Here is a 15,537-nt window from a genome sequence, read left to right on the forward strand (position 1 = left end):
ACAAGAAAGCTAAACTTTTACTCATCGTCGTCCCATTTAGGCGTGATTTTATTAGGCTGAATTTCATCACCCACTTTGTTACCTAATTCCGGTGCGTTTCTAATATAAGTAATCAGTTCCGCCAATTCATTGTCAGGCAGTTTACGGAAAGCCGGCATTTTGCTGGTTCCGGCCTGGATGAATCCAATCAATTGATCCATGTTGCCGGTCACTTTGGCGCTATTTCTCAGAGCGGGGAACCAACCGGAAATGCCATTACCGTCAATTTGATGACAAGCCACGCAGTTTTTCAAATAAACCGACTCACCTTTGGCCATTAAAGAATTGTAAGTCTGGTCAGCCAAATCAGCTGGCTGATTTTGTTTTTCGAGAGTTGCTTTGACCCAGGCGTCGTATTGATCCTGTTCCATCGCGATGACCACCACCGGCATGAAGCCGTGATCCCGTCCGCACAACTCGGTACATTGGCCACGATAAGTACCAGGCTTGTCAACATAAGTCCAAGCTTCGTTGACGAAACCAGGATTGGCGTCTTTTTTCCAGCCCAGATCAGGCACCCACCAGGAATGGATTACATCGCCGGAAGTAAACAGGAAGCGGATTTTCTTTTTGACCGGAACGACCAACGGCTTGTCGACATTCAACAAATAATTGGGAACCGAACGCGGGTCCATGCTGCTAACCCGGTGAACTTTTTCGCTGGCTTCGTCAAGATGGCTTTCAAAGTGAACACCGTTATCCAGGTACTCATAATCCCAGTACCATTGCTTACCGGTGACCTTGATGCTCATTTCGGACTCTTGCACCTTGTCCAGATCAATCACGGCTTTAGTCGCTGGAATTGCCATTGCCACCAAAATCAAGGTAGGAATGATAGTCCAGATGATCTCGACAGTGGTATTTTCGTGAAACTGCTCGGCTTTATGACCTTTGGATTTACGGTGATGGTAAATCGAATAAAACATGGTGCCGAATACACCAATACCAATGAACACGCAAATCCAAAGAATGAGCATATGTAGATCATAAACTTCATTACTAAGTTGCGTCACCCCTTTCACGAGGTTAAGTGTGTAGTCCGCCTGCGCGGTTCCGAGGCCCAGGGCCATCAGAACCAAACACGCGAGCAGTTGCTTTGTTTTCTTCACGGAGCAGCCTCCTCGATTGTAGTTATAAACTTGTATGCGTATATCTTATTGTAATTTTGCGGTCTGCAATCGAGCAGACGACTATTCCATTTACCGAAAATTATCACAAATTAACCGGTTAATTTTAACCCATGACTCTTCGCTAAACCAGAAGAGCTTTTCCCGATCTACTAATTAACATAAAAAAGGCCCGCGAATATGCCTATTCGCAGGCCTTTGTTTCCGATTATAAAACTATTTATTTACTTCAATGCTTCGGAATATGCCATATCAAAGGTTGGAATATGACTATCCAGCCAACTTTTCACCATTTGACCCACTTCATCAGTCACTTCTGCTTGACCCGCATGGAACTTTTTTTGCAAATCAGCGCAGATACCAATCAACGCTTCATGCTCTGCTTTATGGCGATCATAACCGCCAAAGCCTTTTGCGACCATTTCCTTTTCTTCGTGAGCAAAATGATCCACCACATAAGCGATCAATGCATCCAGCGATGCGCCAATGGTAGTACGAGGCGCACCGCCGGTGGCATCGTCATATAATTTGTTTAACAGGCCAAACAGGGTTTGATGTTCCTGGTCGGCAAAACCTACATTGGTTCCATATTGCGCAGCAGTCCAAGTGATTAACGCCATAGCATACCTCCGAGTTATTTTTTTAGGAGGCTGCATTGTCATCATAACGACGCCGTTAATTATTGATCTAAATCAAACAATTTTCAGATTCAGAGACTGACACGGGTTGCCAGAAAATCAAAATCAGGTTGTTCCAAATACGGCAATATACCCAGCAACGGCGCCCGGATATGGCCTTGCAAAAATACTACGTTCGCTTGAAGTTCCAACAGATACCGATCGATCCCAACCGCCACCCAGCCGGCACACACCAGTCCCGAAGCCACGATGGCTTGATAAGTTAACCGGGCATGATTGATACAGCCTAAGCGCATGCCGACCACCAAAACCACCGGCAGCCGCAAGGCCATCGCCAATCCGGCGTTGTCCAGTTGTCGGCTCAACGGCGACAGCCAGCCTCCGGCGCCTTCCACCAACACACTATCACTAACGGCATGCAGACTTCGATAGGCTTGCAGGATAACTTCAATTTCAACCTCGACATCACCACAGGCGATATGCGGCGAAACCGGCAATTCAAAAGCATACGGATTGACTGTCCGATAATCCATCGCGAGCGAGGCATGGCGTTGCAGCAATAAAGCATCCTGATTTTTCCAGCCATCCTGTTGCCATTCACAACCCGCGGCCACCGGTTTCATGCCGGTTACCGTCCGGCCTTGTTTCTGCAATGCGCGCATCAACGCCAGACTGGCCCAGGTTTTGCCGACATCGGTATCGGTGCCGGTAATGAAAAACCCTTCCGACATGTTCAGCTCCGAGCTCGCACAAATATAATCTCGTAACTGGCGATGATGTCTCGACCCGTCATTTGTTCTTGATACTGGCTGACCATTTTTTGCAACTGGGCTCTAGTGGTCAACTTGGGATTTCTACCGCGATTGACGTTGTGCGCGCCTATGCCTTTCAATTCCCGCATCAGCGCCCGCACGCTCGGATAAGCCGGTTGATAAAGCCGCCTTTCCAACCGAATATCGCTAAACCCCGCCGCCCGCAGAAAATGCTCCAGGTCATCGGCGGCATGGAAAGTATTGACATGGACAAAATCATCGACCATTGCCCACGCCGCCTTCAATTCCCGCAAGGTTTCGGGGCCGAAGATAGCAAAAACCAGCTGGCTATCGGCTTGTAACACCCGCTTAAAACCAGCGAATGCGGCCGGCAAATCCCGTGCCCACTGCAAGGCCAGATTGGAATAAATGCCCGCGATGCCATGCTTAACAAACGGCAGGTTTTCGGCATCGGCGCACAGATAGCTAGCCGGCATATCCGGGTATTTCCGGCGACTGGCCAGCAACATCGGCAACGCAATATCCACGGCAATCAATTGCCGACCGCCGATAATGGACGCCACCTGATGCGTCAAAAACCCGGTTCCACAGCCTAAATCGACCAACGCCCCTTGCCGCCGTTCCAACGGAAACCGGCGCAGCAATTCCAGCCCCACCCGTCGCTGCAGATCGGCCAAACCGTCGTAACTGTCTGCCGCGGCGGCGAACGAACGCCTGACCTTGGCTTTATCCAGATTCAATTCGCTGCTCATACCATCGGGCCGATGACCGAGATCAGTTGTTCCGCATGGGATAAAAACGGCGCATGCCCGGCCGACTCCAGCAGATGCAGATCGATGCCGGGATTCAGTCGCCGCAACAATAGCCCGCTGGCCGGCGGTATAAGCATGTCCTTGTCGCCCACAATCATGCTGACCGGCAGACGATTGCTCAACATAAACTCGCGCATATCGCTTGTTTTCAAAATCCGCAGACCGGCCAGTAACACTTCCGAACGCGGTGGCGGACATTCTTGCATCGCCAACTTCAATGTCTGCAGCAACTGTTTGCCATGCGACAAGCCGTTGACTTGCAATGCCAAAAATCGAACCAGAGTCTGCTGCACATCACCCTTCAGTAATTCGGCAAAACCGTCCAGAACATCCGCCTTAACTCCCGGCCAATCCTGTTTATCGACAAAATGCGGATTGCCGGCCAACACAATCAGACGTTTGACCCGTTCCGGATAGCGATCGGCCATATCCATTGCCACCGTCGCTCCCAACGACCAACCCAACAAAGTAAATTTCGGCACAGGAATGGCTTTCAGCAAGGCGTCGCTGACTTGGCGCAAGGTATACGGGGCAATCGCCTCGCTACGGCCATGCCCCGGCAAATCGACACAAATCACCTGACAATGCCCCGCCAGCCGCCGGGCGAACTCACGCCAGACGCCGCTATGCATGGCCCAGCCATGTATCATCACTAGAACCGGACCCTGTCCATAAGTTTCGGTATGAATTTGGGTCACGCCATCACCTTGCCCAGCGCATCCAGTAAGGCATCGACTTGCTCAATTTCATGCTCGGCCGACAGCGTCACCCGCAAACGGGCGGTTCCAGCCGGAACCGTCGGCGGCCGAATCGCCGACAACCAAAAGCCTTGCTCCAATAATGCCGAACTGATGGCTAGCGCTGTTTGGCTGTCACCGATCAATATGGGCTGGATAGCCGTGAAGCTATTCATCAATTCCAAACCTTGCTGACTAGCTCCGGCCCTGAAACGGTCAATCAGGCTGTGCAATTTATCGCGGCGCCAGCTTTCGGTTTGCAATAGGCGCAAACTGACCCGCGTCGCTTCAGCAAGCGCCGCCGGCATGGCGGTGGTAAAAACGTAGCTTCGGGCTTTCTGGATCAACAGTTCTATCAAGTCGTCGGAACCGGCCACAAAAGCGCCAAAGGTGCCGAAAGCCTTGCCCAAGGTACCCATCAGAATCGGCACATCGTGTTGGCTCAAGCCGAAATGTTCGACTACGCCAGCGCCAGATTTTCCAAGCACGCCAAAGCCATGCGCATCGTCTATCATCAATCCGGCCTGATGCTGTTTAGCCAAATCAGCCAACCTCGGCAAATCGGCCAAATCACCGTCCATGCTGAACACGCCATCGCTGACGATCAAGGTCTTAGCGCTACATTCGGCTAGTCTGGCTTGCAAATCCAGGCTATCGCCATGCCGGTAGCGCTTAAACTGGGCCCGTGACAACAAACCGCCATCGAGCAACGAGGCATGATTCAAGCGATCTTCCAGCACCGAATCGCGCCGTCCGATTAACGCCGAAATCACGCCCAGGTTAGCCATGTAACCGGTGGAAAACAGCAAGGCCCGTTCCCGTCCGGTAAACTCAGCCAATTCTTCTTCCAAGGCATGATGAGCATTGCTGTGACCGCAGATCAAATGCGCGGAACCACTACCGACGCCATACCGATCGGCGGCCTGTTGAAACGCCGCCACCACGCCGGGGTGGTTGGCCAAACCCAGATAATCATTGCTGCAAAAATTGACAACCCGCCGGCCGTCGACTTGCAACAACACAGCTTGCGCCCCCTCGACGACGCGGCGGCTCCGATATAGGTTTTGTTGCTTGAGCTGTTGCAGTTGGCCGGAAAAATCGTAAAAGCCGTTACTCATCAGGCGTAGCTGGAACCGCCCATCCGCACCCCCAAGCGATCGAACAATTGCCGATCGTGGTTGGTCATCGGATTGTCGGTGGTCAGTAGCTTGTCGCCGTAGAAAATCGAATTGGCGCCGGCCAGGAAGCACAAGGCCTGCATCTCGTCGCTCATATCCTTGCGGCCGGCCGACAGGCGCACCCGCGATTGCGGCATCAATATCCGGGCCACGGCAATGGTGCGGACAAATTGCAAAGGGTCCAACGACTCGACACCGTGCAACGGCGTACCCTCGACTTGTACCAACATATTAATAGGCACGCTTTCCGGATGCTTGGGCATATTGGCCAGTTGCAACAGCAACTTGGCCCTATCGGTTTCAGACTCGCCCATACCGACGATGCCGCCACAGCAGACATTGATGCCGGCCTCGCGCACTCGCTCCAGAGTATCCAATCGGTCTTGGTAAGTCCGAGTGGTGATGATTTCCGAATAATAATCCTCGGAGGTATCCAGATTATGGTTGTAATAATCCAGGCCACCGTCTTTCAGAGCCAGAGTCTGTGTGTCGGTCAACATCCCCAAAGTCACGCAGGTTTCCATGCCCAGCGCCTTGACGCCTTGCACCATTTCCACCACGCGTTCGATGTCCCTATCCTTCGGACTACGCCAGGCCGCGCCCATGCAAAAGCGGGACGCACCCTGCTGTTTGGCTTGCTGGGCGGCTTTTAAGACCGCATCCACCGGCATCAAGGCCTCTGGATTCAAATCCGAATCGTAACGGGCGCTCTGCGGGCAATAGCCGCAATCTTCCGAACAAGAACCGGTCTTGATGCTCAATAAACTGCTGACTTGTATTTCATTGGGATCGAAATAGACCCGATGCACGGTTTGAGCCTTGAACAGCAAATCGTTGAACGGCAACGCAAACAACGCTTCAATTTCGGCCAAGCGCCAATCATGGCGTAGCGATGCATCGACCTTAATCGATTCCGGGGTGACTGACATTCTGGTAATCTCCAAACAATCGCAGACAAAACGGCAAATTCTACCGCTTATCAACCTTTCAAAAAATATTAAGTGAACAACTGGCTGAATATTATACAGAACAAATTGCTACCGCCATGCTGTATCTTGTGTGGACAGGCGGGATTTGCCGGTCTGGACTTATGTAAAGCCTGTTTTGACGATTTGCCTAGAAACCTTGATTGTTGCTACCGTTGCGGCCAACCTTTTGACATGGCGATCAGCGCGCCGCAGTTGTGCGGCCGTTGCCTAAGGAAAAGCCCCAGCTTCGATGAAACCCACGCGCCTTTTTTGTATGACGACAGCCTGCGCTATCTGATAACCCAACTTAAATTTCATCGGCACTATAAACATGCCCGCCTGCTGGGCACGCTGCTGGCCCGTTATCTGGCCGAAACCGCCGAACTGCCCGAATGCATCATCCCGGTACCGCTGCATCGCAACCGTTACCGGCAGCGCGGTTTCAATCAAGCCATAGAAATCGCTCGCCATCTGTCCAGCCAATTATCGATCCCGCTACTTTTAAATGCTTGCATCCGCGACCGGGATACCGCCCATCAAACCGAGTTACCGGCCAAACAACGCCTAAAAAACATGCGGCGAGCATTTTCGGCGGCCAAGCCCTTAGCGTATCAACACGTTGCCATTGTCGACGATGTAATGACCACCGGTGCCACTATCGGCGCATTGGCGATCGAACTGAAAAGACAAGGCGTTAACCGGGTGGATGTTTGGGTTTGCGCCAGGGCTTGAAACAGCGCTTATCAACTCAACAGCTCACGCAAAAAAAAGCCCCCGATTTATACAATCGGAGGCCGCGGAGTGTAGGTACTACGAGGTAAACAACGAGGGTGTTACAGAAAAATCAATTACGAGCGCAACGCGTTATCCAAATTCAGGTTGCTGGAAAGCGAAGCCGCGCCGAATAACAAGGTGGAAATCATAAATTCACCCGACATGAAGCCGAACACGCCGATAGTAAAGAACAGGCCGGTCGCGATATCTCTATACAGGTTGTTTGATGTGTTCATTTCTGCGTCCAAGACTGAATTCAGTCGATTAGTTAGTGAAGACGACTTAACTATAAACCGTTTCAATTAATTTACAATACCAACATAAATGCATTAACTGTTTCATAATAAGAAATAAATAACTTTTCATCTCCCCGTCCTTGGCAAGCAGCGCTGCCAGCATTCGATTTCCATACACTTGAACAACGCTGCTGTTCAAGCGTAAGCTGCTGTAGTCAAACTAGCTTGCAAGGATACTGCAATGACATCGGCTTTAGATGATCGGCTGAGTCCGGTGTTGTTTATTCCGCATGGCGGCGGCCCTTTACCGCTGCTCGGCGACACCGGACATCGGAATCTGATCCGCTTTCTGCAAGGCATCACTTCCGACTTAGGCAAACCCTCGGCAATATGCGTGATCAGCGCCCATTGGGAAGAGCCTGTCGCCACCATTACCAGCGGCGAATCGCCTTGGTTGATTTACGACTATTACGGTTTTCCCGATCAGGCTTACGCTATTCAATATCCGGTGCAAGGCTTACCTAAACTTGCGACGAGAATTTTTGATCTACTGAAGTGCAACGGCATCGAAGCGCGCCTGGACGATCGCAGAGGCTTTGATCATGGCCTATTCGTGCCGTTAAAGATCATGTTCCGCAACGCCCAAATTCCTTGCGTGCAGTTATCACTGGTCCACGGCTTGGATCCCGAAACACATATCAAGATCGGCAAAGCGATTTCGGCGCTTCGCAAGGACAACATATTGTTCCTCGGCTCCGGATTTTCGTTTCATAACTTGAACGCATTTGTTACCCCCAACAATCATGCCTCCGATGCTAAAAATCAGTCATTTGAAAATTGGCTTATTGATAGCTGTACCAATCCGAAACTGTCGCCGCATGAACGAGAAACGCGACTGATCCGCTGGAAAGAGGCTCCTAATGCCGGCTATTGCCATCCCAGAGAGGAACATCTCTTGCCATTACATGTTTGCTTCGGACTGTCGAATGCCGCGCCCGCCCGACTAGTGTTTGATGGCGAAGTCCTGGAAAAAAAGACCAGCGCCTTTCTGTGGTAAGGTTTCGAAAACCGGTGAACTCGCGGAAATAAAATCGGTAGCCCCCATTTTTTCGCTCACGATTCACGACGCTTTGCCGCGGAATTTTTGGGCGGCAGCCGTGACCAACAACCCGAGCAAACCCAACCATAAAAGCCCCGGCATCAAGCCGATATGCCGCTGATAAAAAGTCGCTTGAGGCTGTGTTTGATAAGCGACACGATAAGCCCCCGCCCAACTGGTATCCATGGGCGATAGGGCCAAGACCTCGCCGTTCGCCAACGACACGGTCGAAATTCCGGTATTGGTGACCCGCAGCACCGGTCGTCTGAATTCTATGCCTCTCGCCAAAGTCATATATAGATGTTGATAAGGCTCCTGCCAGTTGCCGTACCACGAATCATTGGTCACATTGACGATGAATTGCGCGCCCAGATCGGCCAGCCCCTTGGAAAACTCGGGGAACAAACTCTCGTAACAAACTTGCGGCCCCATGGCGTAACCATTGAATTTCAACAACATGGTCGGACCTGGGCCTCGCCCGAAATGGCTCACCATCGGCAACATGGCTCTAAGCCAAGGAAAGGTTTCTTCACCCGGAATATATTCGCCCAAGGCCAGCAGAATGGTCTTGCTGTAATGCGGTTCGGTGACGATTCCCTGTTTGTCGATCGCAAACAGGGAGTTTGTAATCAATCCCGAGTCCTGATCCTTGGCATACGAACCCGTAATCAAGGCGACTTGATGTGTCCGCAAAAAATCTTGCAAGGATTGGGCGAGAACTGATTGGTTGTATGCTCCCCCCAGCATTGCGGGAAAAGCCGTTTCCGACCACATGACAAAATCGACTGTCGGATTTTTGACCAGGCCTTCGGCGGTGATCTGAAGATATTTTCTTAAAATTTCAAATTGAAAACCTTTACCGTGCTCCATGGCCTGCTTTTCCATGTTGCCGATATTCGCCTGTACCAGCAAGGCGGAAAAGGAGGCGTCCGGCTCCGGCAAACGGCTTTTTAGCCAAACACCGCCAGCATTAAGTCCTAAAAAAACCATCAAAATCGCTACGAAACCTAGTTTACCGATAGTTCGAGCGCGCGCTTGCCACGCCGCCAAAACCAGCAGATTGGCCAGTATGGTCAACATGCTCAAGCCGGTAAAACCGATGATTTCGGCCCATTGGTAAATCGGCAGGCCGGCGCCATACCAGCTATAACCGAAATTCCATTTGAACAACATCGGCACGTAGAGTTCGGTTAGCGCCGTGAATACGGCCATCAGTGCAAACGCAGCCCAACCATTTAAAGCACAAAGCTTGCGGCTCCAGAACCAGAGCATTCCAGCGACAGGCACGAACAAATGCCCAAACAAGGCAAACAACATCATACCGATGCCGGACACGAACCAATTCACCTTGGCGAATTCATGCAAGGTGAAAGTCACCCAGTTGAATCCGATCAAGGTATAGATAAAGCTGGTCAGCACCCCGCTCAGTAAAACAGCGCTCAGTTTTTGCTGTTGCCGCCAAAACAACCACAACGGTACAAAACAAAACAACGAAGCCCAGGGCGGAAAAGGAATATAACTGGTGCCTATGAAAATACCGGACAATACCGGCAACCACCATTGAGAGTTTCTAGCCGGCCAAAGCTTATGCATACTGATTCATCTTGTCCTAGGATTGAAAAGCCGGCATTGTACCTAATGGTGCCATCGAACGATCTTAAAACCCTCTTTGATAGCCCATGGTCCAACCAGATTATCAGCGCGATTTGAGCACGCTGAAAAAAGCTAACCAGGCTCTGAATCCCAACAAGGGTAATCGGTATAACCGAGGGTGGGGTCTTGTAACCCATAGCCATAAAAAGTATCGCTATGAAAGGGATTCAAAGGCAGATTAAGTTGCAGCCGGCGCACTAAATCGGGGTTGGCAATAAAGTCCTTCCCAAAAGAAACCGCATCCGCCTCTTCCGCCGCGATGACTTGCCGGGCCGTGTCTCGATCGAATGCTTCATTGGCAATCAAAACTCCGCCGAAACGTTTTTTTAAGAGTGGGCTGATGCGATCATCGCCCAGTGATTCGCGAGTAAAAATAAAGGCAATGCCACGTTGACCTAATTGTTCCGCCACATAAGCAAAAGTATGCACTGGATTCGAATCGCCCATGGAATGCGCGTCGCCCCTGGGTGCCAGATGTACCCCGACTCGCCCCGCGCCCCATACCGAAATGACGGCATCAGTGACTTCCAGCAGCAGTCGAGCGCGATTTTCTATCGAGCCGCCATAGCTATCGTTACGATGGTTGGTACTGTCTTGCAAGAATTGGTCGAGCAAGTAACCGTTGGCGCCATGGATTTCCACGCCATCAAAACCGGCCCGTTTGGCATTTTCCGCCCCCTTGCGGTAGGCCTCGATGATGCCGGGAATTTCATCCAACTCCAAAGCGCGTGGCGTCACAAATTCTCGCTGGGGACGCAACAAGCTAACAAACCCCTCGGGCGCAATAGCGCTGGGAGCGACAGGCAGTTCGCCGTTGAGATATTCGGGATGAGAAACCCTGCCGACATGCCATAACTGTAGAAAAATACGCCCGCAGGCCTCATGAACAGCCTGGGTAATTTTGGTCCAGCCCTCGACTTGCTGGTCCGACCAAATGCCCGGCGTGTCAGGATAGCCGACACCGTGGGGGCAAACACTGGTCGCTTCGGTTAAGATCAATCCGGCACAGGCTCTTTGAGCGTAGTATTCCGCCATCAGGGCATTGGGCACTCTTCCCGCACTCGCGCGGCAACGTGTCAACGGCGCCATTACGATACGGTTAGGTAGATTAATGTCGCCGACCTTGATGGGGTCAAACAGAATATTCACGGTGTTCTCCTTTGTTAAAGCGGTTTGAAATTGCCGCGCCAGCAACTCGATTGCTCGACCAACGCCATTATTTGCTTGCATTTGAGAGCCAATGCGTTGGGCTTGGCTACTATAGCAAGGTTCGGACACTATGCCGTCTATAGCCCGCGCCAATGCCTCGGCCGCCACTGTTTTTGCCGGCAGCGGTTTGCCCGCCACTCCCAATGCCTGAAGCTGCCTAGCCCAAAACAATTGCTCATCCATAAAGGGAATCACCACCGACGGACAACCCGAGCGGATAGCGGCATGCGTGGTTCCGGCGCCGCCATGATGCACGACCGCGACGCAACGCGCGAATACCGGCTGATGGGGATGTTTGCCGATAAAGTAGACATTGTCTTGCCGGCAATCCGCCGGATAGCGGTTTGAACTGGTTTGGATGATGGCCCGGCGGCCGGACAGCTCAACCGCCCGCAAAAACAAATCCATGCTCCATTCCGGTACGGCCTGTTGTAAGCTGCCAAAGGTCATATACACGGGCGGCGGACCGTCTTCCAGAAATGCCAGCAAGGCATCCGGCCATGTCCAGTGCCGGACATCTTCAGTCAAATTCAAAAAACCGCAACTTCGATGAAACGGCCGCCAATGCTCGCTACCACGGCAAAACACCGGATCGACCGCGACCAGATTCAATTGTTGCGAAGTCAGCAACTCGCTGAGCATATTGACCGGCGGCGTTTGACCAGCTTCTCGCCATAAACGCGTCAACGGTCGCCTCAATGCCCAGTTGAATACCGCATCCAGCAGTTTCCAGCTTAGCGGATTGATAAATTTTCCAAGGTCGGGAAAACCGAAGGGAGGCAACAGTGGATTGGGAATCGCGGCATGACAGAACGTCACGCTGTAAAACGGTTTATTTGCCAGCAGCGCGGCTAATTTCAACGGATACAGAAAATGGTGGCCTATCACGCAATCGTTTTCCGCCACCAAAGTTTGAGCGGCTTGATAGATCGATTGCTCGCTGGGAAAGAATGCCTCATCCAATAAAGCCCTCAACCACTGCAAGGGATGCATGCGAAATGAACGCTCGGCGAAATCCTGCATATCGAAGTCGATATGTTCCGGGACTTGCCGATAAGCAATCCGCATTTGCCCGCACAGCGTTTGATAGCTTTGATTGTCGATGCTGCTGACCACCAAGGTGACCTGATGCCCGGCTTTTTGCAAACCATCGGCCAATGCCAGCAAGGGCCGAACATCGCCATTGGATCCCCAGGTTTGGATGCCGATTTTCATGGCGCTTAAAGGCAATTAATGCTTAATTGGGCCGCTCTGGTTATAAATCGCTTCAAACAGCTGAATCACGACAAAAATCATCGTTTTACTGATTCGCACTGCTTCAATCGATGGCCGGTATTCCGCAACGTATTGGTCGATCGACAGGTTCATAAAGTTCACTAATCCTGTTTGCGCATTACTATCGATCATACGTCCGGCAAAACGATCCTGTAATTGATTACGGATTTTCGAATCCATTGGCTGATCAGTCATAAATGACTGTAACTCCGCCCCCAATAAACCCGCGAACTTTTCTATCCAATCCACCCCCATGCTTTGCTGAGTGGGTAAAGCGCCGAAAGCATTCTGAAAAACACATAGAACATCAAAACACAAGTCCATGAATAGGTAAGCCATATTTTGATCTTTCTCGGCGATCATTGATGGAAAGATACCCAAAATGGTATGCGCCAATGCCGGCTGGTTGTTCTGAAACTGCTCAAGCATTGCTCTGCCTGCATTTTCGTCCTGGCTTTTGGCATATTGCAGAGCCGAATAGAGTTGTTGGTCGGTTAGTTCTTGCATGGTTAATCGTTGTTATTGAAATTGTTTTTTTCACGGTCATGACTAAGTACGACGCGCATGATGGTAACTAAATGTCCGCGATACTCTTCTTGTTTAAAAATCCGCCAGCCCAGTTTTTGATAGAATGACACTCGATCCGGCGTAAAAAGATAAAGGGCATCAATACCGGCGTATTTGGCTTGTTGCATGACATGCTTAACCAGGCGGCCGCCTATCCCTCGATTGCGGAATTCCGGCGCCACGAACACACTAGCCAACCAAGGCGTCAGCTCGGGTCGGGTGTCCATATCATTCTCGATGATGGCGGCCGAACCCATGAGTATCCCCTGTTTTGCGATGAAAGTGCTGGGCACCAGATCATCGCTTAAGTAAGACTGCATATATTCGATGCGGTGATCGATGCTTCGGCCTGGATTCAGTGCTAACCACTCGTGATGATGCCAGGCTGCTAATTGCGGAATGTGGTGCGACTGGTCCCTGAGATTTAGGATTTGGATTAAAGACACAATTCAGCTCTGTATTTCATGGAGTTAATCAGATTGAGCAGCAAACCTTATGAATTTCGATTTGGGATCATGCCTCTGGCAACATGATCGAAGGTAACGAACGGCATCTACCAAAACTTCCACCACGAACGTGATCGCCTAAAGCGTGCCAAAGGGATGCTTTCGGGTTCCAACAGATTTGGATTGATCATCCCTTCGAGTTGATAGCCAAACAACTCACACAAAGCGGCCTCGCCCAATTCGAGAGGATGAAATGGAAATGGATAGTCGTCCTCCGGATCGCATGCGGGATGTCGGCCGGACCAGTAGGGTTCTTCGAATGCTAGTCTTGGGCCTATGTTCTCCAAAACTCCGCTGTCCGGCGAAAGGCTAACAGATCTTTCGAGTGTGCCATTAACCCATATTGCGTAAGCAAACCAATCAACAACGCTATGCATCGCGTGAAGATAAACGGTTTTATCCAATGAAACGTCGAGAAACCTGGTATCTAATTTGGAGGGATAGTCGATTCCGAATTCCTTTGCGGCAATAATGTTCAGTCCCGGAAAGCAACCAACGAGAAGTTCATTGTCTGGTGGACAGGTAAGGGACAGGTCGCCATCCTCAAGCATGACGAGTTTCTCGGAAGGGAACAGCTTTCTCGCAAGCGCGAAACTGGCTTGCCTATCCATTTGAGGATTCGATTTCAATATTTCGCGCGCGTTTCCATCAACGCACGCAAGCATCCAGGTTTTTGCGCCCATTTATCCCTCCCAGTAATTCCAAATTGCATCTAACGTTCGGCATAGTCGGAATCATTGACATCCAGACCGCTTGCGGCTGCAATCAACCCATCCGCGATCAACGGAAAAAATGCGGTACAAAAACAACAGCTCATTGATGGCGACAGCTTTACATTATTGAGCGCCAGGTCATGCGAACTTTTTGCTAAGCAGGGGATACAAATCATATACATCATCCTCGGCCCACTCTTCGCCGGAAGGTTCACTGGGGAAGGAAACCTCTCGCTTAGGAACGCTGCCTACCGCCGCCGCTACACCATCCGTCACGGCATATTGAAACCCCTCGTAAAACCAACTGTCTTCGTCGAAGTCTTCTTCGGCCAAGCTGTCAGGATCGGCAAGCGCGCTTTCAAACGCTCGGCGGCCGCGAGATATCAAGGCAGAGCAAAAATCGGAGAACGAATCATCGCCACAACCGCCGTGGATCACATAGGCAGCGCCCCACAAACGCCAATCATAGGCCCGCGCCATCATCAGGTCGAAGAGGCGCGCAAATCCAATGGCATCATCCCTTGACAGCTTCGAGATTATGGTTTTGATGACTTCGCATTTGTGGTCCATATCACCGCTCGACTGTTCATGGGCGCGCTGCACAATTTCCCAAAATTTAATTTCATCCACAACACTCTCCTATTGCTCATAACATTTGAGGCGAGAAGCATGATGGGGCGGCTCTCGGCCTGAAACTCACCGAGGGCCTCCCGGCCTTTTAGGCGTTGAATCTACTTTTCGACGCTAAACAACTCTAAGGTACGTTTCAAAACGGAATATCGTCATCAAAGTCATCATAGCTGGCCGGTGCTGGTTGCGAGCTGGTAGCCGGACCGGATGGCCGATTGTCGTAGCTGCTGGCGGGAGGCGCGTTGTCGGAATAATTGGCGGTGCCGCCGCTGCGACTGTCCAGCATGTTCATCTGTTCACCAATAATCCCGGTACGGTATACATCGACCCCGTCCTTTTGGTATTTGTCGGTTTTAATCCGTCCTTCGACATAGACCTGGCTGCCTTTTTTCAAATATTCGCCGCATACCTTGGCAACCGGACCAAAGAACGTCACCCGATGCCATTCGGTTTCTTCCTTGCGCTCACCGGAATTACGGTCTTTCCAGCGCCGACTGGTGGCGAGATTTAGCGTTGCGATGGGGTCTCCGCTCGGCATGTAGCGAATTTCCGGATCGGCGCCCAGACGGCCGATCAGCATGACTTTGTTCAACATAGTTGTCT

17 protein-coding genes are annotated in these 15,537 nt (G+C 51.2%); 2 read left to right on the forward strand and 15 right to left on the reverse strand.

Translation table 11 applies throughout. The features are described 5' to 3' along the window. Positions 1 to 17: 17 nt before the first annotated feature. The 7 genes from coxB to bioB form a co-directional block, all read right to left on the reverse strand. Positions 18 to 1,016, reverse strand: coding sequence for a cytochrome c oxidase subunit II (gene coxB / locus IVG45_RS10585; RefSeq protein WP_230874833.1), 999 nt, complete (start codon positions 1,014 to 1,016; stop codon positions 18 to 20). 374 nt (positions 1,017 to 1,390) lie between these two features. Then, on the reverse strand, positions 1,391 to 1,786 hold the full coding sequence (locus tag IVG45_RS10590) for a bacteriohemerythrin (RefSeq protein ID WP_196437772.1): 396 nt from the start codon (positions 1,784 to 1,786) through the stop codon (positions 1,391 to 1,393). A gap of 89 nt (positions 1,787 to 1,875) precedes the next feature. Then, positions 1,876 to 2,535: a dethiobiotin synthase gene (gene bioD, locus IVG45_RS10595; protein WP_196437773.1), complete on the reverse strand. Its 660-nt coding sequence runs from the start codon at positions 2,533 to 2,535 to the stop codon at positions 1,876 to 1,878. 2 nt (positions 2,536 to 2,537) lie between these two features. Next, complete coding sequence (gene bioC, locus IVG45_RS10600; protein WP_196437774.1) at positions 2,538 to 3,329, reverse strand: malonyl-ACP O-methyltransferase BioC; 792 nt, start codon at positions 3,327 to 3,329, stop codon at positions 2,538 to 2,540. Then, the gene (gene bioH / locus IVG45_RS10605; protein ID WP_196437775.1) at positions 3,326 to 4,087 is read right to left on the reverse strand and encodes a pimeloyl-ACP methyl ester esterase BioH; all 762 of its coding nucleotides are present in this window, start codon (positions 4,085 to 4,087) and stop codon (positions 3,326 to 3,328) included. Before bioH ends, bioC begins: the two co-directional genes overlap by 4 nt. Continuing rightward, positions 4,084 to 5,244 carry an 8-amino-7-oxononanoate synthase gene (gene bioF / locus IVG45_RS10610; RefSeq protein ID WP_196437776.1) on the reverse strand — a complete coding sequence of 387 codons (1,161 nt, stop codon included), beginning with the start codon at positions 5,242 to 5,244 and terminating at the stop codon, positions 4,084 to 4,086. Before bioF ends, bioH begins: the two co-directional genes overlap by 4 nt. Beyond that, complete coding sequence (gene bioB / locus IVG45_RS10615; protein WP_196437777.1) at positions 5,244 to 6,233, reverse strand: biotin synthase BioB; 990 nt, start codon at positions 6,231 to 6,233, stop codon at positions 5,244 to 5,246. Before bioB ends, bioF begins: the two co-directional genes overlap by 1 nt. 72 nt (positions 6,234 to 6,305) lie before the next feature. Between bioB and IVG45_RS10620 the strand changes: the two genes are divergently transcribed. Then, positions 6,306 to 7,004, forward strand: coding sequence for a ComF family protein (locus IVG45_RS10620; protein WP_196437778.1), 699 nt, complete (start codon positions 6,306 to 6,308; stop codon positions 7,002 to 7,004). 116 nt (positions 7,005 to 7,120) lie between these two features. Here the strand turns inward: IVG45_RS10620 and IVG45_RS10625 are convergent, their stop codons facing one another. Next, positions 7,121 to 7,282 (reverse strand): hypothetical protein, encoded by a 162-nt coding sequence (locus IVG45_RS10625; RefSeq protein ID WP_196437779.1) that lies wholly within the window; start codon positions 7,280 to 7,282, stop codon positions 7,121 to 7,123. A 241-nt stretch (positions 7,283 to 7,523) separates the two neighbouring features. Between IVG45_RS10625 and IVG45_RS10630 the strand changes: the two genes are divergently transcribed. Continuing rightward, positions 7,524 to 8,339, forward strand: coding sequence for a DODA-type extradiol aromatic ring-opening family dioxygenase (locus tag IVG45_RS10630; protein WP_196437780.1), 816 nt, complete (start codon positions 7,524 to 7,526; stop codon positions 8,337 to 8,339). A gap of 63 nt (positions 8,340 to 8,402) precedes the next feature. Here IVG45_RS10630 and lnt read toward each other — a convergent pair whose 3' ends face one another. From lnt to IVG45_RS10665, 7 genes are all read right to left on the reverse strand, one after another. Beyond that, a complete protein-coding gene (lnt, locus tag IVG45_RS10635) occupies positions 8,403 to 9,974 on the reverse strand; it encodes an apolipoprotein N-acyltransferase (protein ID WP_196437781.1) in 1,572 nt (523 codons plus the stop codon). 132 nt (positions 9,975 to 10,106) lie between these two features. Continuing rightward, positions 10,107 to 12,458: an oxidoreductase gene (locus IVG45_RS22890; RefSeq protein ID WP_196437782.1), complete on the reverse strand. Its 2,352-nt coding sequence runs from the start codon at positions 12,456 to 12,458 to the stop codon at positions 10,107 to 10,109. A gap of 15 nt (positions 12,459 to 12,473) precedes the next feature. Continuing rightward, positions 12,474 to 13,025: a hypothetical protein gene (locus IVG45_RS10645; RefSeq protein ID WP_196437783.1), complete on the reverse strand. Its 552-nt coding sequence runs from the start codon at positions 13,023 to 13,025 to the stop codon at positions 12,474 to 12,476. A 2-nt stretch (positions 13,026 to 13,027) separates the two neighbouring features. Then, positions 13,028 to 13,531, reverse strand: a complete 504-nt coding sequence (locus IVG45_RS10650) for a GNAT family N-acetyltransferase (RefSeq protein ID WP_230874834.1) — start codon at positions 13,529 to 13,531, stop codon at positions 13,028 to 13,030. Between the two features lie 107 nt (positions 13,532 to 13,638). After that, positions 13,639 to 14,274 carry a DUF6928 family protein gene (locus IVG45_RS10655; protein WP_196437784.1) on the reverse strand — a complete coding sequence of 212 codons (636 nt, stop codon included), beginning with the start codon at positions 14,272 to 14,274 and terminating at the stop codon, positions 13,639 to 13,641. Between the two features lie 168 nt (positions 14,275 to 14,442). After that, entirely contained in the window at positions 14,443 to 14,934 is a 492-nt protein-coding gene (locus tag IVG45_RS10660; RefSeq protein ID WP_196437785.1) for a DUF4240 domain-containing protein, read from the reverse strand. Between the two features lie 136 nt (positions 14,935 to 15,070). Beyond that, positions 15,071 to 15,529 (reverse strand): single-stranded DNA-binding protein, encoded by a 459-nt coding sequence (locus IVG45_RS10665; protein WP_196437786.1) that lies wholly within the window; start codon positions 15,527 to 15,529, stop codon positions 15,071 to 15,073. Positions 15,530 to 15,537: the final 8 nt, after the last annotated feature.

It is taken from the genome of Methylomonas sp. LL1, assembly GCF_015711015.1.
Lineage (GTDB): Bacteria > Pseudomonadota > Gammaproteobacteria > Methylococcales > Methylomonadaceae > Methylomonas.